Genomic DNA, 24682 nt, shown 5'->3' on the forward strand with positions numbered 1-24682 from the left:
GGCACCGGCGGAGCACCGCCGAGACACGAGGAGGACCCGTGGTTCGACGAGCCCGCGCGCTCGCCGCCGGTGCGGCGTCCGTCCTCACGACGCGCCGGCACGTGCTCCCGCCCGCCGTGGACCGCGCGCTGGACGCGGCCAAGTGGGCGCGCGCGCCCTGGACGGCCGACCCGGGCGCCGTGCCCACGCTGGTCTCGCCCCGGTCGGGTCGCCCGGCGCGCGTGCTGCTCGGACCGGCGAACTTCGCGGGCCAGGGGCTCGCGTGGGCGGCCGCGCTCGACCGCTCGGGCGTGCCCGCCGTGGCGTGGGCGTTCACGGCGGACCCGAGGTTCCGGCACGGCGCCGACCACACCGCGCCGCTGGCCGTGGTGCACCGCGCGTCGCGCGCGTACCAGCAGCGCGTGTTCGACGCGGTCGTCGCCGGCGTCGAGGCGGTCGTGATCGAGGCGGGCCGGCCGTTGTTCGGGCGGCTGCACGGCTTCGACCCGGTCGCGGAGGCGCGTGCGCTGCAGGCCCGGGGCGTGCGCGTCGCGCTGCTGTGGCACGGCACGGACGTGCGCGTGCCGAGCCGGCACGCCGCGACCCACCAGGCTTCGCCGTTCCGCGCGGGGCCTGGTGGTGACCCGCGCACGCGCGCGCTCGAGTCGGTCGCGCTGCGCAACCGGCGCCGCGCCGCGGGGTTCGACGGCCCCGTGCTGGTCTCCACGCCCGACCTGCTGCCGGGCTGGCCGGGCGCACGGTGGTGCCCGGTGGTCGTCGACGCGGACGCGTGGGCGAGCGACGCGCCCGTGCTGGAGCGCGCGGTGCCGCGGGTGGTGTTCGCGCCGAGCAACGGTGTGCTCAAGGGCGCGGACCTCGTCGGGCGGGCGCTCGCGCCGCTCGTCGCCGAGGGGCTCGTGGAGCGGCGCGTCGTCGCCGGGGTGCCCGCCGACGAGGTGCGCGCGCTGTACCGGGACGCGGACGTCGTGCTCGACCAGTTCCGGCTCGGCATCTACGGCGTCGCGGCGTGCGAGGCGATGGCCGCGGGACGGCTCGTCGTGAGCCACGTCGACGCGCAGGTCCGGGCCGAGGTCCGCGCCGCGACCGGGCGGGACCTGCCCGTGCTCGAGTCCGCCGGCGACGCGCTGGGCGGCACGCTGCGCACGGTACTCGCGGACCGCGACGCGGCGCGCGCGACGGCCGCCGCGGGTCCCGCGCTCGTGGCAGAGCTGCACGACGGGCGCCGCAGCGCCGCGGTCCTGCGCGAGGTCCTGCTCGAGGGCTGACCGGCGCACCCGGACAGCGGGCGGTCAGACCCCCAGGAGCCGGCGCAGCGTCGCGTCGCTCGGCGGTCGCACGACGCGCGCGTCGGGGTGCCGCTCGCGCAGCACGGCGGCGAGCGCGTTGGCGCTGCGGTCGCCGAGCACGACGACGTCGGCGGGCTCGTCGGCCCACCCCGGCGCGAGCCGGTCCGCGGCGTCCGGCAGCACGCGGCCCTCGACCCGTGCGAACAGCGCCCGGTCCGCACCGCGGCGCGCGCGGGCCGCGGCGCGGCGCCAGCGGGCGAGCACCGCGCTCGTGGCGCGCTCGCCGCGAGACGCGAGGGCCGAGGTGGGGCCGGGCACGCGCGCGACGAGCGCGCACGCGCGCCGCACCGTCCGAAGCACGAGGTCGGGCGCGAGCTCGAGCCCGCGCCACGCGACACGCCACGGCAGCCGAGCGACCCCGGACGACAGGTCGACGACCTCGACGACCGGCTCGGCCGCGACGGCCTCGGTCGCGAGCTGCGTCACGAGCCGGACGTGCGCACCGGCGCGGACGGCCTCGGCCTGCACGGGCACGAGCGCACCCGCGCCCGCCTCGCTCGTCGCGAGCAGCACGACGCGGGCCGCGGACGCGTCGGACGGGAGCGGGGCGTCGAACAGGTGGTGGCGCAGCGCGTCGCGGTAGGCGGCGGTGCCGTAGCGCGCGACGAGCACGTCCCGCACCGCCGCACGGTCGCACGTCTCGGCGCGTGCGGCGAGCGCGGTCACCGCCGCGACGACCTCGTGGGGCGCGGGACGCACGGGCACGAACGCGACGAGCCCCTGCTCGGCGGCGTCGGACAGCGTCTCGGGCGGGCCCGCGCTGCGGGTCACGACGACGGGCAGCCCCGCCATCGCCGCCTCGACGACCGTGAGACCGAACGTCTCGTAGTCGGACAGGTGGACGAGCACGTCGGCCGCGGCGAGCAGCCCGGGGAGCTCGTCGGGGTGTGCGGGGCCGTGCCAGGTGACGCGGTCGGCGACGCCGAGGCGGTCGGCCAGCGCCGCCAGCTCGTCGCGCTGCGGGCCGTCCCCGACGAGCGTGAGCCGCGCGGCGGGGTCCGCGACGGCGAGCGCCTCGAGCACCGTGCGCACGTTCTTGCGCTCGACGAGGTTGCCGACGTAGACCCAGCGCAGCAGCGGCCCGTGCGGCGCGGGGACGGGCACGAACCGCGCGTCGTCGACCGGGTTGCCGATCACGTCGACGCGCGGGCGCAGGTCCGGCACCCGGCGGCGCAGGTCGCGCGCCTGCGCGCGGGACACGGTCAGGTGCACGTGCCCGCGCTCGAGCATCGAGCGGTACGCGGCGAGCCCGTCCGGCGTGCGCAGGACGGTCTCGAGGTAGGTCGCGTGCTCGGTCGTCACGAGCCGCTGCCCCGCGCGCAGCAGCGGCGCGACCGCGAACCCCGACGGCATGCCGACGTGCGCGTGCACGACGTCGGCCGCCGCGAGCTCGGGCAGGTCGCCCGCGGCCTGGGCGGCGACGATCGCCTCGCGGTGCGCGAGCGCGGTCGCGACGCGCGGCGTCATCGGGTCGAGCGGCACACGCAGACGCACGACGGTCCCGTGCGGCGAGTCCTCGCGCGTGAGCGAGGCGGCCTCGTCGGGCGCCACGGAGGTGACCTGCACGATCGTCGTCGCGCTCGCGGGGTGCGCGAGCGCGGCGACCGACTGCTCGACGAACGAGCCGTGGTAGGGCGCGTCGGCCGTCGGGTACCACGGCGTCAGCACGACGAGCCGCCGCTCGCCGCCCTCGGGCCGCGTCACGCCGTGGCCGCGCCGAGCACGATGCGCGTGACGCCGTCCCAGCCGGGCTCGCCGGTGACGCGGCGGCCGTCGACCAGCACGCGCACGCCGGGCAGCTGCTGTGCGGACAGCGTGCGGTACTCGTCGTGGTCGGCCTGCAGGACGGCGACGTCGACCGGCTCGCCGAGGTGGTAGGCGTCCCAGCCGAGCGAGCCGAGCTCCTCGTCGGAGTACAGCGGGTCGTGCACGAGCACCTGCGCGCCCGCGGCGCGCGCGGCGTCGACGGTCGCGAACACGCCCGAGAACGCGGTCTCCTTGACGCCGCCGCGGTACGCCGCGCCGAGCACGACCACGCGCAGCCCCGACAGCGAGCCGCCCGCGGCGGCGCGCGCCAGGTCGACCGCGTGCGACGGCATCGCGGCGTTGGCCTCGCGGGCCGCGCGCACGATCGTCGCGTCCGGGTCGTTGAACAGGTAGAGCCGCGGGTAGACGGGGATGCAGTGCCCGCCGACCGCGATGCCGGGCCGGTGGATGTGCGAGTACGGCTGCGAGTTCGAGGCCTCGATCACGGCGTGCACGTCGATGCCGTTCTTCTCGGCGAACCGGCCGAACTGGTTGGCCAGGCCGATGTTGACGTCGCGGTACGTCGTCTCCGCGAGCTTGGCGAGCTCGGACGCCTCGGCCGAGCCGAGGTCCCACACGCCGTTCGGGCGGGCCAGGTCGGGCCGCTCGTCGAAGTCGAGCACCTGCTCGTAGAACTCCACCGCGCGCTGCGCGCCGCGCGGCGACAGCCCGCCGACCAGCTTGGGGTAGCGCCGCAGGTCCGCGAACACGCGGCCCGTCAGGACCCGCTCGGGGGAGAACACCAGGTCGAAGTCCACGCCCTCGGTCAGGCCGGAGACCTCCTCGAGCAGCGGCTTCCAACGGGTGCGCGTGGTGCCCACCGGCAGCGTCGTCTCGTAGGACACGAGCGTGCCCGGGGTCAGGTGCGCACCGAGCGAGCGCGTCGCGGCGTCCATCCAGCCGAAGTCCGGCTGCCACGTCTCGTCGTCGACGAACAGCGGCACGACGAGCACGACGGCGTCCGCCCCGGGGATCGCGTCGGCGTAGTCCGTGGTCGCGCGCAGCCGGCCCGCGGGTACCAGCTCGGTGAGCTTGTCCTGCAGGTGCGCCTCGCCGGGGAACGGCTCCGTCGCCGCGTTCACCAGCTCCACGACCTGCGGGTTCACGTCGACACCGACGACGTCGTGCCCCTTCGACGCGAACTGGACGGCCAGCGGGAGGCCGATCTTGCCAAGGGCGACGACAGCGATCTTCACAGGATCCTCGAGGGTGCGGGGGCGGGGCTGACGGACGTCGACAGGAACCGCGCGAAACGGCCTCCCTATACTAACGACGGCCTTCGCGCTGTCCCCGGGACCCACCGGGACCCACGCGGAGGTCGTCCCTTGTCGACGCGGCGCGCCCGGCGCGCCCGAGGAGGTCGAGTGGTCCACGACGGGCGACGCCCGCACGTCCTGCTGGTCGCGCTGTACTACCCGCCGTCCCGCGCGAGCGGGGTGTTCCGACCGCTGGCGATGGCGAACCACTTCGCCGCGTCGGGCTGGGACGTGACGGTCGTGACGGTGACGGAGGACTTCTTCGACCGGGTCGTCGGCTCGCGCGACGACTCGCTGCTCGCGACCGTCGACCCGCGCGTGCACGTCGTGCGCGTGCCGCTGCCGATGTCGCACCTCGACCCCGACCTGCGCCACCGCGGGCGTCTCGCGACGACGCTGCCGTTCGTGCACCGCGCGCTGACGATCGCGGGGCAGAAGTACGTGTTCCCCGAGCAGTACGGCTCGTGGGTCCTGCCCGTCGCGAACGCGATCGGCCGCGTGCACCGGCACCACCCGGTCGACGTCGTCGTCGCGACGGGGAACCCGTGGTCGGACTTCGCCGCGGCGTACGCGGCGCACGTGCGCCACCGCATCCCGTACGTCATGGACTACCGCGACTCGTGGACCCTCGACCTGTTCGAGGAGACCGACGCGTTCCCGCCCGGGCACCTCGCGAGGCGCTGGGAGAGCCGGCTGATCGGTTCGGCCGCGCGCGTGACGTTCGTCAACGAGGCGCTGCGGCACTGGCACGCCGAGCGCTACCCCGCGGCCGCAGACCGGATGCGTGTGCTGCCCAACGGGTACGACGCGGACCTGCTCGGCGAGCCGGGGTTCCGCTCGCCCGAGCCCGGCGCGCCGCTGCGCTTCGGTTTCATCGGCACGGTCACCGACCGGCACCCGCACGACGCGATGTGGGAGGGCTGGAAGCTCGCCCGCCGCGACCCCGCGATGGCGGGCGCGACCGCGCACGTCTACGGGCACCTCGGGTTCTTCGCCGGCCAGGCGGACCGCATCCGCGCGCTGCTGCCGTTGGACGAGAACGTCGGGGTCACGTACGAGGGCCCGGTCTCGAAGGCCACCATCGGGAAGGTGTACGACGACCTCGACGCGATCCTGCTGATGGCGGCGGACTCGCGCTACGTCACCTCGGGCAAGGTGTTCGAGTGCATGGCGTCGGGCAAGCCGATCACGGGCGTGTTCTCCCCGACGACCGCGATCGCCGAGCCGCTCGCCGGCTACCCGCTCGCGTGGTCGGCGGCCGAGCTCACGCCGCAGGGCGTCGCCGACGCGCTCGTCGCGACCGCCCGCGGCGCGCGCGAGCAGACCGCCGGCCAGCACGTCGACGCGCTGGTGCACGCCCGCACCTACCGGCGCGACGCGTTGCTCGAGCCGTTCGTCGCCGAGGTCGCGGAGGTGGCCGGTGCCTGAGCCCACGCAGGATCGGACCGCGGCCGGCCGGCCGGGCCGGCTCGTCGTCGTCACCCCCTGGTACCCGACGCCGGAGAACCCGTACTGGGGCGCGTTCGTGCGGGCCACGACGCTCGCGCTGGTCGAGCAGTTCCCGGACCCGCTCGTCGTGCACGTCGAGGCGCGCGTCCCGGACGCCCCGGCGGTCGCGACGACGCGCGAGGTGGTCGACGGGATCGAGGTGCTGCGCGTGCCGTTCGTCGTGGCGCCCGCCACGTCCCGCGCCCGCGTCGCTGAGCTCACGCGTGACGCGCTCGCGCCGTACGCCGACGAGCTCGCGGCCGCGCAGGTCGTGCACGCGCACGTCGGCATGCCGACCGGCTGGGCGGTCGTCGACCTCGTCGGGGAGCGCACGCGCGTCGTCGTGAGCGAGCACGCCTCCTACCTCAACCGGCTGTGGGCCGACGAGCGCACGTCCGCGATGTACGCCGACACGGTGCGCGGGGCCGCGCGGTTCACGAGCGTCGGCGAGGACACCTCGCGCGCCCTGCGCCGTCGGTACCCGGACGTCGCCGAGTCGGTCCACACCGTGCACAACTCGGTCGACGTCACGCGGTTCGAGCTGCGCGAGGACGTGCCGGGCCGGCTCGACCGGTGGCTGTACGTCGGCAACGTGCTCGAGGCCAAGGGCGTGCTGCGGCTCGTGCGCGCGTTCGCGGCGTGGCGCGCGCGCCGCCCCGACGCGACGCTCACGGTCGCGGGCGGCGGCGCCGACACCGACCGCGCGCTCGCACTCGCCGACGAGCTCGGCGTGGCGGACGCGGTGCGGTTCCTCGGCCGCGTCGACCCCACCGGGATCGCCGCGGTCTATCGCGACGCGGACGTGCTCGTGCACCTGTCGGTCTCGGAGACGTTCGGGCTGTCCGCCGTGGAGGCGCTCGCGGCCGGGCTGCCCGTCGTGGCGACCGCGACGCGCGGTGCGCAGCGCAACCTCGACGTCGCCCAGGACCTGTGGATGGCGTGGCTCGTCGAGGTCGGCGACGAGGTGGACGACGTGCTGGCCGCCGTCGAGGGCCTCGAGGCGCGGCACCGCTCGGCCCGGCCGGGGCTCGTGCGCGAGGATCTCGCGCTGCGGTTCGGCCCGCAGACGGTCGCGGCGACGCTCGGACGCACGCTGCGCGGCGAGCCGGAGCCCGAACTGCCGGCCGACGCGCCGGTCGTCGTCGCGATCGCGCTGCACCGCGCGGTCGTCGCCGCCGCGACGCGCGTCGTGCGGGACGCGGCGCGGCGCGGGGCGCGGGCGTACCTCGTGACGGACGGCTCGCACGCCGTCGATGTCGACGACCGCGTGACCGTCCTGGACGTCTCGCCCGCGCGCTACCGGGTGATCACGCACCGTCTCGAGCGGTGGACGGTCGACGGCGTGCCGCGTGTCCTGCTCGGCGCGGCGCGCCCGCTGGCGCGCGGCCTGGGCCGCGCGGACGCCCTGGACGCGCTCGCCGCGCGGCAGCAGGACCTGAGCACGCGGCTCAAGCGCACCGTGGGGGAGAAGGGCGTGCACGCGCACGTCGACCCGCTCGTGCTCGCGCGCTACGTCGAGCGGACGTGGGGTGACCTGCTCGTCGACCCGGTGCTGGTGACGTGGGGCGACCCGCGCGGCATCCCGCTGGCGACGCGGCTCGCACGCGCGAACCCCGACGCGCACGTCGTGCGGACCGCGCACCACGACCTGCTCGTCGACGTGCTGGCGAGCGCGTCGGGCGCGCGCGACACCGACTGACGGCCGATCGCGGGGACCGGTGGGACGTGGCGCGCCACGCCTCGCCGGTCCCCGCGGCCTGCGTGCATGTGTGACAGGTGTGAATTACTGTGACCGCGGCTTGGACCGCGAGCAGCGAGGGGCACCACCATGCGACGACGCCGACACCTCGCCCTGGTGTGCGCTCTCGTCGGCGCGCTGACCGTGACGGCGGCCCCCGCGGCCGTGGCGGCCCCGGCGCGCGACGCCCTCCCGGCGGCGGGCGCGGACCCCGGCGGCGTGACGGGCGCGACCAGCGTCCCCGTCGCGCCGGACGCACCGGTCCGCACCACCACCGTGCCGCTCGCCGGCGGCGTCGACGGCCCCAGCCGGCGCACGCTCGACCTGCCGGTGGACGCGGACCACGACCACGAGGTGCCGGCGACCTCCCGGCTCGCCGTGCTCACCGCGGCGCGCGGCACCGCCGACTTCGACCTCGTCGGCGTGACGTGGGCCGCGGGGGCGCAGGTCACGCGCGTGCTCGTGCGCACGCGGCACGCCGGCGCGTGGTCGACGTGGCAGGAGCTCGAGGTCGACCCCGCGACACCCGAGGCCGGGACCGCCGAGGCCGCCGGTGCGCGCGGCGGCACCGCGCCGTTCGTCCGCACGGGCTCCGACGGGCTGCAGGTGCGGCTCGAGACCGCGACCGGAGCCGCGCCCGCGCGGCTGTCCGCGACGCTCGTCGACGCGGGCGTCGAGGACCTCGCCGACGCCCAGGTCACGCAGGTCACCGACGCGACGGCGGGCGTCGCCCCCGGCACCACCGCGCTCGACACCGCCACCGCCGTGGCCGGCGTGAGCCCCGCCGCGCTGCGGCCCGCGATCGTCACGCGCGCGCAGTGGCGCGCGAACGAGCGGCTGCGCAAGCCCATCGACTGGAGCTCGACCATCCAGGCGGCCGTCGTCCACCACACGGTCAACGCGAACGACTACACGCGCGCGCAGGCACCGGCGCTCGTGCGGGGCATCTACGAGTACCACATCAAGGGACGCGGCTGGAGCGACGTCGGCTACCACTTCCTCGTCGACCGGTTCGGGACGGTGTACGAGGGGCGCAAGGGGTCGCTCGACAAGGTGCCGCTCGGCGTCCACTCGGGCGGCTTCAACACCAACACCATCGGCATCGCGATCATCGGCGAGTTCACGAGCAAGGTCCCGTCGACGACCGTGCTGCGCGCCGTCGCGCAGGTCGCGTCGTGGAAGCTCGCGTCGTACGGGCGTGACCCGCTCGGCACCACCGTCCTGACCGCCCGCAGCGGGAGCACGCACCCCAAGCGCAAGCCGGGCTGGCGCGGTGAGCTGCCCGTCATCATGGGTCACCGCGACGTCGGGTCCACCGCGTGCCCGGGCCAGATGGTCTACAACCGGCTCTCGACGATCCGCTCCTACGCGGCCGACCAGGTGAACCGGGTGACGTCGCGCGTCGCGACGGCCGCGAGCACGCCCGGCCGCAACGTCGTGGCCGAGGCGTACGCGAAGAGGTGGTCGACGTGGTCGGCGTCGGTGCGCTCGGTGTGCACCGGCACGGTCGTCGCGAGCCTGTCGGGCAAGAGCCGCGGGTGGATGCCGGTGCGGTGGGGCCAGAAGCTCGCGGACGGCTCGGCGGCACCGCCAGGGCTGTACTCGATCACGACCACGCGGCACGGGCTCGTCGACACGGTGTACGTCGAGGCGCTGCCGAAGGGCGGGTACGGCGACGAGTCGTGCGGCATCTCGCGCTGGGGTGGCGCCGACCGGTACGCGACGGCGGTCGCGCTCGGCCGCGCCGCGACCGGTGGCTCGCAGCAGGTCGACGACATCGTGCTGGTCGCCGGCACGCAGTCCTCGGTCGTCGACGGGCTCGTCGCCGGCCCGTTCGCGGCGTCGCTCGACGCGCCCGTGCTGCTCGGCGCGGTCGACGGGCTGCCGGAGGCCACCCGGACGGAGATCCGGCACCGCGCCCCCGAGCGGGTGTGGCTCGTCGGCGGGACGGGCGTCCTGGGCCGGGCCGTCGAGTCGCAGCTCGAGGCGCTCGGCGTCCGGGACGTGCGCCGGCTGGCGGGGGCGGACCGGTACGGCACGGCGGCGGCGGTCGCGGCGCGGATGCCGGCCGGCCGCTCGGTCGTGCTCGCGTCCGGTGCGCAGGCGAACCTCGTGGACGCCGCGGCGGCCGGCGGGGCGGCGGCCGCGACCGAGCAGCCCGTGCTGCTCACGGCGCCGGGCACGCTGCCCACGGCGACGAAGAACGCCATGCAGGCGCGAGGGGTGCGCACGACGACGGTGGTGGGCGGCACCGGCGCGGTGTCGCTCGCCGTCACGTCGTCCGTGCGCTCCGTGACGAAGGGACAGGTCGTGCGGTTCGGAGGTGACGACCGCTACGCCACCGCGCTCGCGGTCGCGAAGGGGTTCGCGTCGGCGGTCGGGACGTCGCGCGTCGTCGTCGCGGCGGGCTCCGACGACCACCTGATCGACTCGGTCACGGCCGGTGCCCTCGCGCGCCTCGTCGTGCTGGTGCCGGGGAACGCGAGCCACGGCGGCGTGCAGAAGTGGCTCAAGGCCGCCGGCACGGACCGGCTGGACGTCGCGGGCGGCGCCGGTGCGGTGACGCCCGGCGCGCTGCGGAGCCTGGTGGCGGCGATCTGATGCGCCGATCCCTCACGCCGCTGCTCGCGGCGCTCGTCACCAGCACGCTCGTCGTGACCCCGGCGGCCGCGATGGACCCGCCCGTGAGCCCGACGCAGAGCGGTCGCACCGAGAGTGCGGCCGCGTCCGTCGACCTCCCGGCGGCCGCGCCCGCGTCCTTCACGGTGCACGGCAGCGGCTGGGGCCACGGCCTGGGGATGTCGCAGTTCGGCGCGTACGGCATGGCGCTCGACGGTCGCTCGGCGACGAACATCCTCGAGCACTACTACGCGCCCGCGAAGGTCACGACGCGCACCGACGACCCGACGATCCGCGTGCAGGTCCGTGCGGGCGTCACCTCGGTCACCGTCAGCCGGGACTCGGGCGTGACGTGGACGCTCGGCACCGCGCCGGGCACCACCGTGTCGGTCGCCGCGTCCTCGCTCACGTTCACGTACTCCACCGCGAGCGGGACCGCCCGCGTCTCGACGACCGTCGACGGCACCCAGTACCGCACCAACCCGTCGACGTGGCCGGAGCTCACGCTCACCTGGAAGGGCGGTGTGGTCAGCGTGCCCGGCGCCAACGGTGGGTCGGGCACCGTGCGCTACAAGCGCGGGAGCCTCGCGTTCGGCCCGCTGAGCGGCGCGGTGAACACCGTCAGCGTCGTGCGGCTCAACAGCGAGTACCTCTACGGCATCGCGGAGATGCCGTCGTCGTGGCCGGCGTCCGCGCTGCAGGCGCAGGCGATCGCGGCGCGCACGTACGCCTACCGCAAGTACCAGGCGGGCGTGCGCTCGTCGATCAACGCGCACCTCACCGACGAGACGACCGACCAGAAGTACACGGCGTACAACAAGGAGGCCGAGGCGGGGTACGGCAAGTACTGGGTCGCGGCCGTGGACGCGACCCGCGCGTCGGGCAACGCGCGCGTGATCCAGGCGCCGGACGGCCGGCTCGCCGAGACGTACTACTCGTCGTCGACCGGCGGTCGGACGACGAACTCCGAGGACGTGTGGGGGAGCGCGACGATCCCCTACCTGCGCAGCCGCGACGACCACTGGTCCGTCGACCCGCGCGTGCGCAACCCGTACGCGACCTGGACCACGACGATCACGCAGGCGCAGATCCGCGCGAAGTTCCCGCGGCTGTCGGACGTGGCGCGCCTCGAGGTCTCGCAGCGCGCGAGCTCGGGCGCGGCCATGCAGCTCAAGGCGACGTCCACCGCCGGCTCGGTGCAGTACCTCCTGGCCAAGCCGACGACCGACGGTGTGCGCACCGCGCTGGGGTCGCGGCTCGGGATCATGTCCGCCTACCTCAGCCTCGAGGCGCCCCCGGCGCCCGATCCGAGGTCGGACGTCCAGCGGCTCTCGGGCGACGACCGGTTCGCCACGGCGGCGGCCATCGGTCGCGCCGCGTTCCCCACGGGCCGCACGGTCGTGGTCGTCTCCGGCCAGCAGGCCTCGCTCGTCGACGGGCTCGTCGCCGCGCCGTACGCGCGCTCGATCAAGGCGCCGGTGCTCCTCTCGACACGCAGCTCCGTGCCCGAGGCGTCGATGGCCGAGATCACGCGTCGCGGCGCCACGAGCGCCGTGCTCGTCGGCGGCACGGGTGTGCTCACCACGGACGTGTCCGCGCAGCTGCGCGCCGCGGGGCTGTCCGTCACGCGCCTGTCGGGGGCGGACCGGTACGCGACCGCCGCCGCGGTCGCGCGGGCGTTCGGCTCCGCGGGCTCCGTCGTCGTCGCGTCGGGCGTCACGGCCAACCTCGTCGACGCGGCCGCCGCGGGCGGACCCGCTGCGGCGTCCGGCCAGCCCGTGCTGCTGGTGCCGCGCTCGAGCGTCCCGGCCGCGACCCGCGCGACGATCACGGCGCTCGGCGCGCGCAGCGCGACCATCGTCGGCGGCACGGGCGTCGTGACGAGCGGCGTGGCGGACGCCCTGCGCGCGGACGGCCTGCGGCTCACGCGCCTGTCGGGCACCGACCGGTACGCGACCGCCGCGGCGGTCGCCGACGCCTACGAGCCCTCGCTCAAGGCCGGTACGGTGGTCCTCGCGTCCGGTCTGGACGCGAACCTCGTCGACTCCCTCACGGGCGGCGTGCTGGGTCGGCTGACCCTGCTCACCGCGGGTGCGGGGGTCCCCGCCGCGACCGACCGGTGGTTCGCCGCGCGGGAGGTGTCGCTGCTGCAGGTGCTCGGCGGCACGGGCGCGGTCCCGGACTCCGCGGTGGAGGCAGTGCGTTGAAGGTCCTGAGCGTCGTCGGCGCTCGTCCGCAGTTCGTCAAGCTCGCCCCGATCGCCGAGGCCCTGGGCCGCGCGGGCGCCGAGCACGTGATCGTCCACACGGGTCAGCACTACGACCCGGGGATGTCCGACGTGTTCTTCGCCGACCTGCGCATCCCCGCACCGGACGTGCACCTCGCGGTCGGGTCCGGTTCGCACGGTGCGCAGACCGGCGCCATGCTCGGCCCGCTCGAGGCGGTCATGGACGAGCACCGGCCGGACTGGGTGCTGGTCTACGGCGACACCAACTCGACGCTCGCGGCCGCGGTCGCCGCGGTGAAGATCCACCTGCCGCTCGCGCACCTCGAGGCGGGACTGCGCTCGTTCAACCGGCGCATGCCCGAGGAGCACAACCGCGTGCTCACCGACCACGCCGCGGACCTGCTGCTCGCCCCCACGCAGGTCGCGATGGACCACCTCGCGCACGAGGGGCTGGCCGAGCGGTCGGTGCTCGTGGGGGACGTGATGACGGACGTGTGCTTCCGGGTGCGTGACGCGGTCGCAGCGTCGGGGACCCGTCCGGCCGGCGTCCCCGACGGCGAGTACCTCGTCGCGACGATCCACCGCGCGGAGAACACCGACGACCCGGCGCGCCTGCGCGCGATCGTCGCCGCGCTCGCCGCCCTGCCCGTGCCGCTCGTGCTGCTCGCGCACCCGCGCCTGCGCGCCCGCTGCGCCGAGCACGGGATCGACCTCGCGCAGGGGTCGGTCGTCGTCGCCGACCCGCTGCCGTACCCGGAGATGGTCGCGGCCGTGATGGGCTCGGTCGGCGTGGTCACCGACTCCGGCGGCCTGCAGAAGGAGGCCTTCCTCCTGGGGCGCGCGTGCACCACACTGCGAACCGAGACGGAGTGGGTCGAGACGCTCGAGGGGGGATGGAACGTGCTGCTTCCGGACGAGGCGGACCTCGCGCGGCTCGCGCAGGTGGCGCTGCGAGGACCAGGTGCGCTGCCGCAGGCGACGCCGTACGGGTCGGGCGACGCCGCCGACCGGGTGGTGCGGGTGCTGCAGGACGCGCTCGAGGGTCGGCCGTGAGCGCGCGCGTGCGTCGCGGCGCGCTCGCGGCGCTGGTCGCCGCGGTCGTCGTCGGCGCGGCCGCTCCCGGGGCCTGGGCGGACGACTCGAGCCTCGAACGGCCGGGTGCGCTGGGCGGGACCGCGGACAGCGCGGTCGTCGCCGCCACCGCGCGGCCGCTCGCGGACGCCCGCCCGGCGGCTGCCGGCGACCTGACGATCGACGGGCGCGGGTTCGGCCACGGCATCGGGTTGTCGCAGTACGGCGCGCAGGGCCAGGCGAAGGCGGGCCGCACCGCGAGCACGATCCTCGCGTTCTACTACCCGGGCACCGGCTCGACCACGCGGTCGGACTCGCGTGCTCTCAAGGTCTGGCTGCGCGACGACACCGACCACCTGCTCACGTTCGTCGCGGAGCCGGGCCTGACGGTCGCGGGCAGCAACCCCGTCACGGGCACGTCGAACGCCGCGACGCCGCTGCCCGAGACGGTCGTGCAGGGCGGCAAGCGCCTCACGGTGACGTTCTGGCAGGTCCGCCGCTCGGGTTCGTCGTGGGCGCTGCAGGCCAAGGCGAACGGCACCTGGTACCCGTACACCAGCAGCCGCGTGCGCACCGCCCTCGCCGGGTCGACCAAGGTGACCGTGCGCGCCAAGGACAGCACGCTGCGCAACGTCAACGGCTCCAAGGCGCGCGAGTACCGCGGCACTCTCGCCGCGAACCTCACGGGGACGTCCGCGAGCTCGGTGACCGTCACGGCCGGCACGACGTACACCTCGTACCTCGTCTCCGTCGTGCCCTCGGAGATGCCGTCCTACTGGCACCAGCAGGCCCTGCGCGCGCAGGCCGTCGCCGCCCGCACGTACGCCGCGTTCGACGCCGGGTACTCGAGCCGCCCGTGGTGGTACGACACGTGCGACACGGCCGCGTGCCAGGTGTTCAAGGGCCTCGCCGAGTACGACCTCAAGGGCACCCGGCTGCAGACGTTCACGGCCGCGAGCACCACCGAGGCCGTCAAGGCGACCGCGGGACTGGTCCGGACGTACGGCGGCAAGCTCGCGTTCACGCAGTTCAGCGCGTCCAACGGGGGATACACCGTCGCGCGCAGCGGTTATCCGTACCTCAAGGCGCGGGCCGACACGTACGACGCGTACCCGGCGTGGCAGGTGACGGTCAGCCGCGCGACGGCCGAGAGCGTCTTCGGCGTCGGCCGGGTCACCAAGGTCGCCGTGACGCGCGACGGCAAGGGTGCGTACGGCGGCCGGGCCACGTCCGTGACGGTCACGGGGACGGCGGGCTCCAAGACCCTCACGGGCGACGCGTTCCGCATCGCGCTCGGCCTGCGCTCGACGCTGTTCACGGTGTCGGTCGGGTCCTGACGCCCGACGACGACGCGCGCGGCCCCCGTGGTGGGGACCGCGCGCGTCGTCGTCCGGTGCGGGATCAGTCGAGGAGCTGCGTCGTGCCCGTCGCGGCCGAGCGCAGCACGGCCTCCGCGACACGCACGGTCGCGAGGCCGTCCTGCATCGTGACGATGTCGACCTCCTTGCCGAGCACCGCGTCGCGGAACGCCTCGTGCTCGGTGCGCAGCGGCTCGGGCTTCGGGATCGCGAACCGCACGACGTCGCCCTCGCTCACTCCGCGGAACTTGGCGATCGACTCCCACGTCGTCGGGACCGTGCCGTTGGCGTAGAACGTCAGGTCGGCGGTGAGCGTGTCGGCGACGAACGCGCCCCGCTCGCCGGTGACCACCGTGACGCGCTCCTTGAACGGCGACAGCCAGTTCACGAGGTGGCTGGTGACGGTCCCGTCGGCGAGCTTGCCGACGACCGCGACGAGGTCCTCGTGCTCGCGGCCGCTCTGCAGCGAGGTCTGCGCCGCGACGGACACGAACGACGACTGCGTGACCCACGCGGTGAGGTCGATGTCGTGCGTCGCGAGGTCCTTGACCACGCCGACGTCGGCGATGCGCGCCGGGAACGGGCCCTGCCGACGCGTGACCACCTGGTACACCTCGCCGAGCTCGCCCCCGGCGAGCCGCTCGCGCAGGTGCTGGAGCGAGGGGTTGTAGCGCTCGATGTGCCCGACGGCGCCGACGAGCCCGCGTGAGGCGAACGCGTCAGCGACGCGCTGCGCGGCCGCGGTGTCGGGGGCGAGCGGCTTCTCGACGAGGCAGTGCACGCCCGCCTCGGCGAGCGTGATCGCGACCTGCTCGTGCAGCGTCGTCGGGACCGCGGCGGTGACGTAGTCGACGCCCGCGGCGATGAGGTCCTCGACGGAGCGACCCACGGGCAGCCCGCCCGCGACGCCGTGCCGGTCGCCGCTCGGGTCCGCGACCGCCACGAGGTCGACGCCGTCCAGCGAGCGCAGGACCCGCGCGTGGTGGCGCCCCATCATCCCCAGGCCGATGAGCCCGGCGCGCAGGTTCGCCATCACGCACCCGCCTTCGCGACCGCGTTGACGCCCGCTACGACGCGCTCGAGGTCCTCGGCGCTCAGCGCCGGGTGCACCGGCAGGGACAGCACCTGCTCGCACGCCTCGCGGGTGACCGGCAGGTCGAACTCGAGGCCGAACGAGGGGAGCTGGTGGTTCGGGATCGGGTAGTACACGCCCGAGCCGACGCCGTGCTCGGCGAGCAGGGCCTTCGCGAACCCGTCGCGGTCGTGCGGGACACGGATCGTGTACTGGTGCCAGACGTGCGTCGCGCCCGGCGCGACGTACGGGACACCGACACCCTCGAGGTGCTCGGACAGGAAAGCGGCGTTCGCCTGGCGCTGCGCGGTCCAGCCGGGCAGCTTGCCGAGCTGCACGCGGCCGATCGCGGCGTGCACGTCGGTCATGCGCGCGTTGAACCCGACGACCTCGTTCTCGTAGCGGCGCTCCATGCCCTGGTTGCGCAGGAGCTGGACCTGGCGCACGACCTCGGGCGTCGCGCACGAGACCATGCCGCCCTCGCCGGACGTCATGTTCTTCGTCGGGTAGAGCGAGAACATCGCGAACGTGCCGAACGAGCCGACCGGCGCGCCCTGCCACGTCGCGCCGTGCGCCTGCGCGGCGTCCTCGAACAGCTGCAGGCCGTGCGCCTGCGCGAGCGCGCCGAGGGCCGTGACGTCCGCGGGGTGGCCGTACAGGTGCACCGGCATGATCGCGGCGGTGCGCTCGGTGATCGCGGCCTCGACCGACGCCGGGTCCAGGCAGTAGGTCCGCGGGTCGATGTCGGCGAACACCGGGGTCGCGCCCGTGAGCGCGACCGAGTTCGCGGTCGCGGCGAACGTGAACGACGGGACGATCACCTCGTCGCCCGGGCCGATGCCCGCGGCCAGCAGGCCGAGGTGCAGGCCGGTGGTGCCGGAGCTGACCGCGACGCACGCGCGGCCGCCGACGAGCGCCTCGCCGAACTCCTTCTCGAACGCGGCGACCTCGGGTCCCTGCGCGATCATCCCGGAGCGCAGCACGCGGTCGACCGCGGCGCGCTCCTCGTCACCGATGAGCGGCTTGGCCGCCGGGATCGTGGTGGGCGTCGTTGCGCTCATGCGTCCTGCTCCTCGTCCGCCGACGCACGTCGCGTCAGCACGCCGTCGTGCTCGTCGTAGACCTCGCCCGTGGTGGGGCAGCGGAACACGCCGCCGCCGGCGTCCTCGAGCGGGACCCCCGCGCGTCCCACCCACTTGAGCCGGCGCGCCGGGACACCCGCGACGAGCGCGTAGTCCGGCACGTCCCTCGTCACGACCGCACCGGCGGCGACCGTGGCCCAGCGTCCGACCGTCACGGGCGCGACGCACACGGCGCGCGCGCCGACCGACGCGCCCTCGCGCAGCGTGACGCCCACCGCCGTCCAGTCGTGCGCGCTCTTGGCCGTGCCGTCGGGGTTCACCGCACGCGGGAACTCGTCGTTGGTCAGCACCGCTGCGGGCCCGACGAACACGCCGTCCTCGAGCACCGCGGGCTCGTACACGAGCGCGTAGTTCTGCACCTTGCAGTTCTCGCCGATCCGCACGCCGGAGCCGATGTAGGCGCCGCGTCCGACGACGCAGCCCGCACCGAGCGTCGCCCCGTCACGGACCTGCGCGAGGTGCCAGACGGACGTCCCGTCGCCGATCGTCGCGGTGGGATCGACGTCAGCGGACGCCACGATGCGCACGTTCACCAGGCAGTTCTCCGGTCGGGGCAGCGGGTCGGGACGGTCCCGGCGGGGTGCCGGGACCTCGCACAGCGTACCGACGCGGGGCCGTCCGCCGGGGACGGGAGGTCCCAGGCACGCGGGTGCGGTCATGGTTCCGTGCGGTCACGGTTCCGTGGGGTCACGGTCACGGTCACGGTTGCGTGCGGGTGACCCGCTCGGTGGCGACGAGCCGCTCGAGCGCGGCGGCGTCCTGCGCGAGGCCCGCGGCGCGCGCGGGCGAGAGCAGGACCACGGAGCCGTCGGCCGCGAGCACCCGCAGCACGTCGCGCAGCCAGCCGGCGACGTCCGGGCGCGGCGCGAGCAGCACGCGGGGGCGGTCCGCGTCCTCGCCGGACCACCAGGCCGCGAGCTCGGCGTGCCGCACCGTGGCGGCCGGGTCCTGCGGGTCCGTGGCGAGTGCCGCGCGCGCCGGGTCCGCGGGGGGCACCCAGCCGAGCTGGTCGGCGTACGTCATGACGGCGGCCGCGGCGTCCACGGCGCCGGCGGGGAGCGGTCCGTCGGCGCGCCGCGCGAGCGCGGCGAGGGTCACGACGACGAGCGCGGCGCGCGGGGCGGGCTCCGGCGGGCTCGTCGTGAGCAGGACGTCGACGTCGTCGCCCACGCGCGCGGTCGCGTCGCCGGGGACGACGAGCGTGGCACCCGCACGCCAGGTCGCGAGCGCCCACAGCACGGTGCGCCAGTGCGGTGGCAGGTCGCTGCCGACGCCGGTCCCCGGGCCCGCGTCGAGCTCCTCGACGAGCAGGTTGGTGGTCTTGGCGACCCAGTTCGCGAGCACCGCCCCGGACAGCTCGACGCGCTCGCCGTCGTCGCCGTACCACGTGAGCCGAGGCCGTCCCGGGTCGGCCGTCAGGAGCTGCAGGAGTGCGGCCGGGTCACGCGGCGCGGGGGTGTGCGAGGGCATGCTCGTCACCCTAGAGGGGGCTCGCCGGAGCCGCGGCGCGCCGACCGCGTGGCCAGAATGTGAAAGTTCACCCGACAAACCGGGACAACTACCACGCCCCCGGTTGACGCCTAGGAACGACACGCGTGTAATTCGGATTGTCCGAGAACCAACTGGCGCAGCACCGGTGGACACGGCCGTCGACGGCGGCCCGCCGCAGGGGCCGCACAGCTCGAGCCTCGACCAGTCGATCATCAGATCCAAGCACCACCGGAGGCACGCATGTGGAACCTGCTCGACGATGACGGGGCCACGTCCGAGTTCCCCTCCGACGCGCACCGCCAGGCGCCCGTCGCGGCGTCGAACGTCCTGTCGCTGTTCGGCACGCCGGACGACGACGGCCCGATGGGCTGGCAGGAGCGCGCACTGTGCGCCCAGACCGACCCGGAGGCGTTCTTCCCCGAGAAGGGCGGTTCGACGCGCGAGGCCAAGAAGGTGTGCTCGGGCTGCGACGTGCGAGCGGAGTGCCTCGAGTACGCCCTCGAGAACGACGAGCGCTTCGGCATCTGGGGCGGCCTGTCCGAGCGCGAGCGCCGCAAGCTCAAGCGTCGCGTCGTCTGACCGCCCGAGCGCCTCGGTGCGGGTGCGGGTCCTGTCCCGCGCCGCGCCCCGAGCGTGCGGCGGCCGGTCGGGGGAGCGTGGCGAGTCGGTCCCGGCACCCACGGCCCCGGCGTGCATCATGGCCCGAGCATGAACTCCACCCGCCCGCCGCACGACCCCGCGGCGCACCCCGCGACGACGCCTGACCCGACGACCGGCCCGGGCGCACCCGCCGTCGACCTCGGCGCAGCGGCAAGCGCTGCGACCCCGACGAGCTCGACCCCGACGACGAGCTCGACGACGACGAGCTCGATCCCGACGACGACGTCGGTGACCGCGGTCCTCGTCACCCGCGGGCGCACGCCGTACCTGGCAGCGACGCTCGACGCGCTCGCGGGTCAGTCCCGTCGGCCGTCCCGCGTGCTCGTCGTCGACGTCGCACCGCGCACCGACGACCCGCAGGGCCCGCTGCCCCTCACGGTCGAGCGCGCGTTCGCGGTCGCGGCGTCCGCGCACACCGGCCCGCTCCCGCAGGTGCGGGTCCTGCAGGCCCCGCACGCCCGCACGTTCGGGCAGGCGGTCCGCGACGCGCTCGCGTCCGACGACGGCGCACGCACCACGTGGCTGTGGCTCCTGCACGACGACAGCGCGCCCGAGCCGACCGCGCTCGCCGAGCTCGCGCGCGCGGTCGCCCGCGCACCGTCGGTCGTGATCGCGGGGGCCAAGCAGCACACGTGGACCGACCCCGTCCGGCTGCTCGAGCTGGGGGTGCGCACCGACCGGTCCGGGCGGCGCATGACGGACGTCGAGCCGGGGGAGCTCGACCAGGGCCAGCACGACGCGCGCGACGACGTCCTCGGCGTCGGGACCGCGGGTGCGCTCGTGCGCCGCGACGCGTGGGACGAGCTCGGTGGACCCGACCCCGCGCTCGGGCCGTTCGGCGACGGGCTCGACCTGTCCCGCCGGGCGCGGCTCGCGGGGCACCGCGTCGTCGTCGTGCCGAGCGCCGTGGTGCGGCACGCGCAGGCGTCCTACCTGGGCCTGCGCGGGACGGGCCCGTCCGGGCGCGACGCGGACGGCGACGGCGAGGACGACAGCGCGGACCCGCGCCGCTCGTTCGCGGCCCGCCGCCGGGCGCTGACCCACCAGAGACTGGTCACCGCGCCGCTGGTGTTCGTCCCGGTCGTCGTCGTGCTCGCGCTCGTCAGTGCGGTGGTGCGATCGCTCGTGCAGGTCGCCGCGAAGCAGCCCGGGCTGGCGGTCGACGAGCTGCGCGGCCCGCTCGAGGCGCTCGCGCGTCCGGCGGCGGTCGCCGCCGCGCGCCGGCGTGCCCGCCGCACGCGCCGGCTGCCGCGTCGCGCGCTGCGGCCCCTGCAGGCGACGTGGCGCGACGTCTGGCGCCAGGCGCGCGACCGCCGGCTCGCCCGGCGCGAGGCGCGGCGCGTGGTGCAGGCGCCCTCGGAGCTCGAGCTGCGCGAGCTCGCGGCGCTCGCGACGCGCCGCCGTGCGGGCCTCGCGACCGTCGCGGTCGCGCTCGTCGCGGTGTCCGCCGTCGCGTTCGGCCCGCTGGTCGCGGCGGTCGGCCGTGGGGCGCGGCTGGTCGGCGGCGGGCTGCTGCCGCTCGCCGACGGTCTGGGTGACCTGTGGGCCGCCGCGACGTCGAGCTGGGTGTCCGGCGGGCTGGGTGAGCCGGGGCCCGTGGACCCGCTGCTGGGCGCGCTCGTCGTGCCGACGACCCTCGCGGGCGGACGCCCGTCGGTGGGCGTGGCGCTCGTCATGCTCGGTTCGGTGCTGCTCGCGGGTCTGGGCGCGTGGGCTGCCGCGGGTGCCGCGACGCGCGCGGTGACGTCGCGCGCGTGGGCCGCGGTCGTGTGGGCGGGAGCGCCTGCGCTGCTGCTCGCGGTCGGTGACGGCCGGCTCGGGCCGGTCCTGGCGCACGTGCTGCTGCCGTGGGTCGCGCTCGGGATCGCGCGCGCGGTCGGCGTCCAGCGCGTGGACCTGGTGCTGTCCGGTCTGGCGACCGCGCGCCGCCGGGACGACGAGCGCGCGGGCGGACGGGCGGCGGACGAGGGCTCCGACGGCGAGCAGCGACCCGACGAGCGGTCCGACGAGCGGTCCGACGAGCGAGCCGACGAGCGGTCCGACGACGAGCGGTCCGACGACGAGCGGTCCGATGACACGGCCGAGGACGGGACGGCCGCCGTCCGGGCGCCGGTCACCAACGCGACCCGTCGCTCGCGCCGCGACGAGCGTGCCGAGGCGCGCGCCGACCGCTCGCGGGGGACCCGCCCGCGACCCGTGACGTCCGCCGACCCCGCCGACTGGGTGGGTGCCGCCGCCCGCCCGACGGGATCGGTGACCGCCGCGGCCGCGGCCGCGCTCGCGTTCGCCGGCGTGGTCGCGGGTGCCCCGGCGCTGCTGGTCCCCGGTGTGCTCGCGGTCCTCGTCGCGGCGGCGTGCGCACCGCGGCACCGGCGCCGGGTCGCGTTCGTCGTCGTGCCCGCGCTGGTCGTGTCGGGACCCGTGCTCGTCGAGGCGTTCACGCGCGGCGCCGCCGGCCTGCGGCTGCTCGTCGCGGACCCCGGCCTGAGCGTCGCGACCCGCCCCGAGGGGGCGTTCGAGCGCCTGCTGGGGCTGCCGAGCGCCGCGGGTGCGCTGGTGCCGCAGAGCGTGCCGGACGGCGCGGTCACGCGTGCCTGGCCGCTCGCGCTCGGCGCGGTCGTGCTCGGACTCGCGGTCCTCGCGCTGCTGCGCGGCCGGGTCGCGCGCGGCGTGCGGCTCGGCTGGGCGGTCGCGGCGGTCGCGCTCGCGGCCGCGACCGCCGTCGCGCTGCTGCCCGTGGGCGTGCAGGACGGCGTGGTCGCCTACGGCTGGACGGGCCCGGCGCTGTCGCTCGCGCTGCTGGGCCTGGTGCTCGCGGCGCTGCTGGGCGCCGACGGGATGCTCGCGCGGCTCTCGCGGTACGCGTTCGGCTGGCGGCAGGCCGGGGTCGGGCTGGTCGCGGTCGTCGCGCTCGCCGTCCCGGTGGTGTGGCTCGCGGGGTGGGGTGTGCAGGCGCGCGACGGCTCGGCGCTCGCCGTGACGGCCACCGAGCGCACGGTCGTGCCCGCGGTCGGGCGGCAGGCGCAGGGCTCGGCGAACGCGTCCCGCGTGCTGGCGATCGCGCGGGCGGCCGACGGCGCGGTCACGTGGCAGCTCCTGCGCGCGGACGGCCCGCAGCTCGTGGACGTCGCGGCCGCGGTCGAGACGCGCGCGGTCGCGGGCCCGGCGGACGCGCCGCACGGCGCCGGGACGGACGCGGCGACCGACGAGGTCGACGCGCTCGTCGCGCGCCTCGCGGCGGGTGCGAGCGGCGACGTCGCCGGGCCCCTCGCGGCGCTCGCGGTCGGCGACGTGCTCGTGCCGGTGCTGCCCGACGGTTTGTCCGAGGAGGGCGAGGCCGCCGCGGATCGCGAGCGGGACGCGCTCGTCGCGGAGCTCGACTCGACCGCCGGTCTCGAGCGCGTCACCCAGAACGCCTCCGGGATCCTGTGGCGCGTGCAGCCGGCGGCACCCGCCGGTGGCGGCGAGGCCGTCGACGTGGTCACCGCGTGGGCGCGCACCGTCCCGGGCGGCGACGTGCGGGACCCGGCGACGGACGCGGTCGCGGTGCCCGCGCGCGGACGCTCGGTCGACACGCGCGTCGCCGACGGTGACCCCGGCCGCCTCCTCGTCCTCGCCGAGCGTGCCGACCCCCACTGGCACGCGACCCTCGACGGCGTCCCGCTGCGCTCGGTCGACAACGGCTGGCGGCAGACGTTCGAGCTCGGTCCGCAGGGTGGTCACCTCGAGGTCGGGCACGACGCCCCGCAGCGCACCACGTGGCTCGTCGTCCAGGTGGTCGTCCTGGCCCTGACGGTGCTGCTCGCGATGCCGGTACGACGACGGAGGGCGGGCTGATGGGTGCGCGGCTGACGGCGGTGACCGCGGTGCGGCTCGTGTCCGGGGCGGCGGTGGCGGCGCTGGTCGCCGGGGTCGCCGTCCTCGGCTCCGGGCTGCCGTCCCCGGCGACCGACGAGGTGACGGTCCCGGGCGCGCTCGTCGACGTGCCGTTCTCCCCGACGCGCCTGGTGTGCGCGGGACCGCTCGTGCTGCCGCAGGAGCGGGACGCGGGAGACGCGTTCGACCCGGTCCCGGTGACACCGCTGACCTCGCTCGTCGCGGTCGCGACGTCGAGCGGCGGCGGTGCGGTGACCGACCTCGGGGGCGGCGTCGTGGCTGAGCGGTTCGGCGCGGGCGCGAGCTCGACGACGTCGCGCTGGGTGACCGAGCCCCTCGTCGTGCAGGCGGAGCCGACCGACGACCCCGCGTCCGTCGCCGCCGCGACGTCGGCCTACGTGACCGCGGGCGACCTGCGCGGCCTCGCCGCCGCGTCGTGCCAGGCGCCGACGACCGACGCGTGGCTCCTCGGCGGCTCGACCGAGCTGGGCGCGACGGCGCTGCTCGTCCTGCAGAACGCCGGGTCGACCGCGGCGGTCGTGCACCTCGACGTGTACGGCGCCACGGGTCCGGTCGACCTCGACACCGAGCAGTACCTGGTCGCGCCCGGGGCCGAGCGCGTCGTCGTGCTCGGCGGTCTCGCGCCGCAGGAGCGGCGGGTCGCGGTCCACGTCACCGCGACGGGCGGGCGGGTCACGGCGCACGTGCAGGACTCCACGCTCGACGGCTTCACCCCGACGGGCACGGACCTCGTGGTCGCGAGCGCGCCGCCGTCGCGGCGCCAGGTCGTGCCCGGCGTGGCGGTCCTGGCCACCGAGGTCGACGACCCCGACGCGGGGGCGGTGCGGCTGCTCGCGCCGGGCGGTGGGACGACGACGGCGCGCGTGCGACTGCTGGGCCCCGACGGGGTCGAGGACCTGCCGGGCGCGGGCGAGCTCGTGCTCGAGCCGGGCGTGGTGACCGACGTGCCGCTCGGCGGACTGCCCGCCGGCGCGTACACGCTCGTCGTCGAGGCGGACCGTGCGGTCGTCGCGAGCGCGATGCTCGCTCGGCCGGGTGCCCCGACGCAGCAGGACCCGGACGTCGCGACGCGCGAGCGGGCGTGGGTCCCCTCGGTGCCGGCGCCCGACGCGGCGGCGGCCACCGACGCGCAGGTCGTGGCCGTGCCGGACCGCGCCACGGGCACGCTCGTGCTGGGTGCGGTGGCACGCTCGGGTGCGCTCGACGCCGACGGCACCGCGACCGCCGAGGTGCGCGTGCTCGGCCCGGACGGGGAGCCCGTCGTGCGCGAGCGGGTCGAGCTGGCGCTCGGCCGGACCGCCGCGTGGGACCTGACGCAGCTCGTCCCCGCAGGCACGCGCGTGCGCGGTGTGCAGGTCATGCCGGACGGCGGTGCGTGGCTCGCCGGTGGGCTCGTCGCCCAGGTCGACCGGCCGGACGGCACGCTGCTCTCGGTGCTCGTCCCGGTGCCGGCGGACCTCGTGTCCGGCGCGACCGAGGTGCGCGAGGACCCGCGCCTGGGGACCCGCTGA

The 24682-nt window shown here is 76.3% G+C and carries 16 protein-coding genes; 10 read left to right on the forward strand and 6 right to left on the reverse strand.

The features are described from left to right. Window positions 1-38 precede the first annotated feature (38 nt). Window positions 39-1265, forward strand: coding sequence for a hypothetical protein (locus ACT17Q_RS05535; RefSeq protein ID WP_444665057.1), 1227 nt, complete (start codon window positions 39-41; stop codon window positions 1263-1265). Window positions 1266-1289: 24 nt separating this feature from the next. Here ACT17Q_RS05535 and ACT17Q_RS05540 read toward each other — a convergent pair whose 3' ends face one another. Together ACT17Q_RS05540 and ACT17Q_RS05545 are read right to left on the reverse strand one after the other, a co-directional pair. After that, complete coding sequence (locus tag ACT17Q_RS05540; RefSeq protein ID WP_444665058.1) at window positions 1290-3050, reverse strand: glycosyltransferase; 1761 nt, start codon at window positions 3048-3050, stop codon at window positions 1290-1292. Then, on the reverse strand, window positions 3047-4348 hold the full coding sequence (locus ACT17Q_RS05545; RefSeq protein WP_444665059.1) for a nucleotide sugar dehydrogenase: 1302 nt from the start codon (window positions 4346-4348) through the stop codon (window positions 3047-3049). The genes ACT17Q_RS05540 and ACT17Q_RS05545 overlap by 4 nt, the downstream gene beginning before the upstream one ends. Window positions 4349-4516: 168 nt before the next feature. Here ACT17Q_RS05545 and ACT17Q_RS05550 point away from each other — a divergent pair, with 168 nt between their 5' ends. The 6 genes from ACT17Q_RS05550 (at window position 4517) to ACT17Q_RS05575 (ending at window position 14888) form a co-directional block, all read left to right on the forward strand. Further along, window positions 4517-5836, forward strand: coding sequence for a glycosyltransferase (locus ACT17Q_RS05550; RefSeq protein WP_094180507.1), 1320 nt, complete (start codon window positions 4517-4519; stop codon window positions 5834-5836). After that, window positions 5829-7595, forward strand: a complete 1767-nt coding sequence (locus tag ACT17Q_RS05555; protein ID WP_444665060.1) for a glycosyltransferase family 4 protein — start codon at window positions 5829-5831, stop codon at window positions 7593-7595. The genes ACT17Q_RS05550 and ACT17Q_RS05555 overlap by 8 nt, the downstream gene beginning before the upstream one ends. Window positions 7596-7724: 129 nt before the next feature. Then, window positions 7725-10235, forward strand: coding sequence for a cell wall-binding repeat-containing protein (locus tag ACT17Q_RS05560; RefSeq protein WP_444665061.1), 2511 nt, complete (start codon window positions 7725-7727; stop codon window positions 10233-10235). Next, window positions 10235-12460, forward strand: coding sequence for a SpoIID/LytB domain-containing protein (locus tag ACT17Q_RS05565; RefSeq protein WP_444665062.1), 2226 nt, complete (start codon window positions 10235-10237; stop codon window positions 12458-12460). Before ACT17Q_RS05560 ends, ACT17Q_RS05565 begins: the two co-directional genes overlap by 1 nt. After that, complete coding sequence (gene wecB / locus ACT17Q_RS05570; RefSeq protein WP_094180503.1) at window positions 12457-13533, forward strand: non-hydrolyzing UDP-N-acetylglucosamine 2-epimerase; 1077 nt, start codon at window positions 12457-12459, stop codon at window positions 13531-13533. The genes ACT17Q_RS05565 and wecB overlap by 4 nt, the downstream gene beginning before the upstream one ends. Continuing rightward, a complete protein-coding gene (locus tag ACT17Q_RS05575; RefSeq protein WP_094180502.1) occupies window positions 13530-14888 on the forward strand; it encodes a SpoIID/LytB domain-containing protein in 1359 nt (452 codons plus the stop codon). The genes wecB and ACT17Q_RS05575 overlap by 4 nt, the downstream gene beginning before the upstream one ends. A gap of 64 nt (window positions 14889-14952) precedes the next feature. On the opposite strand, the gene ACT17Q_RS05580 is transcribed toward ACT17Q_RS05575, so the two are convergent. The 4 genes from ACT17Q_RS05580 to ACT17Q_RS05595 all read right to left on the reverse strand — a co-directional run bounded on the left by ACT17Q_RS05580 (window position 14953) and on the right by ACT17Q_RS05595 (window position 18593). Further along, window positions 14953-15942 carry a Gfo/Idh/MocA family protein gene (locus tag ACT17Q_RS05580; RefSeq protein WP_094182251.1) on the reverse strand — a complete coding sequence of 330 codons (990 nt, stop codon included), beginning with the start codon at window positions 15940-15942 and terminating at the stop codon, window positions 14953-14955. Further along, a complete protein-coding gene (locus ACT17Q_RS05585) occupies window positions 15942-17042 on the reverse strand; it encodes a DegT/DnrJ/EryC1/StrS family aminotransferase (protein WP_094180501.1) in 1101 nt (366 codons plus the stop codon). Before ACT17Q_RS05585 ends, ACT17Q_RS05580 begins: the two co-directional genes overlap by 1 nt. Continuing rightward, on the reverse strand, window positions 17039-17656 hold the full coding sequence (locus ACT17Q_RS05590) for an acyltransferase (protein ID WP_232514711.1): 618 nt from the start codon (window positions 17654-17656) through the stop codon (window positions 17039-17041). The genes ACT17Q_RS05585 and ACT17Q_RS05590 overlap by 4 nt, the downstream gene beginning before the upstream one ends. 166 nt (window positions 17657-17822) lie before the next feature. Continuing rightward, on the reverse strand, window positions 17823-18593 hold the full coding sequence (locus ACT17Q_RS05595; protein ID WP_444665063.1) for a TIGR03089 family protein: 771 nt from the start codon (window positions 18591-18593) through the stop codon (window positions 17823-17825). A gap of 261 nt (window positions 18594-18854) precedes the next feature. Here ACT17Q_RS05595 and ACT17Q_RS05600 point away from each other — a divergent pair, with 261 nt between their 5' ends. The 3 genes from ACT17Q_RS05600 (at window position 18855) to ACT17Q_RS05610 (ending at window position 24682) form a co-directional block, all read left to right on the forward strand. Then, on the forward strand, window positions 18855-19193 hold the full coding sequence (locus ACT17Q_RS05600; protein WP_094180498.1) for a WhiB family transcriptional regulator: 339 nt from the start codon (window positions 18855-18857) through the stop codon (window positions 19191-19193). Window positions 19194-19322: 129 nt separating this feature from the next. Beyond that, on the forward strand, window positions 19323-23111 hold the full coding sequence (locus ACT17Q_RS05605; protein ID WP_444665064.1) for a glycosyltransferase: 3789 nt from the start codon (window positions 19323-19325) through the stop codon (window positions 23109-23111). Further along, entirely contained in the window at window positions 23111-24682 is a 1572-nt protein-coding gene (locus ACT17Q_RS05610) for a DUF5719 family protein (RefSeq protein WP_444665065.1), read from the forward strand. Before ACT17Q_RS05605 ends, ACT17Q_RS05610 begins: the two co-directional genes overlap by 1 nt.

The sequence above is a fragment of the Cellulomonas sp. CW35 genome (assembly GCF_052378485.1).
GTDB lineage: Bacteria > Actinomycetota > Actinomycetes > Actinomycetales > Cellulomonadaceae > Cellulomonas > Cellulomonas uda.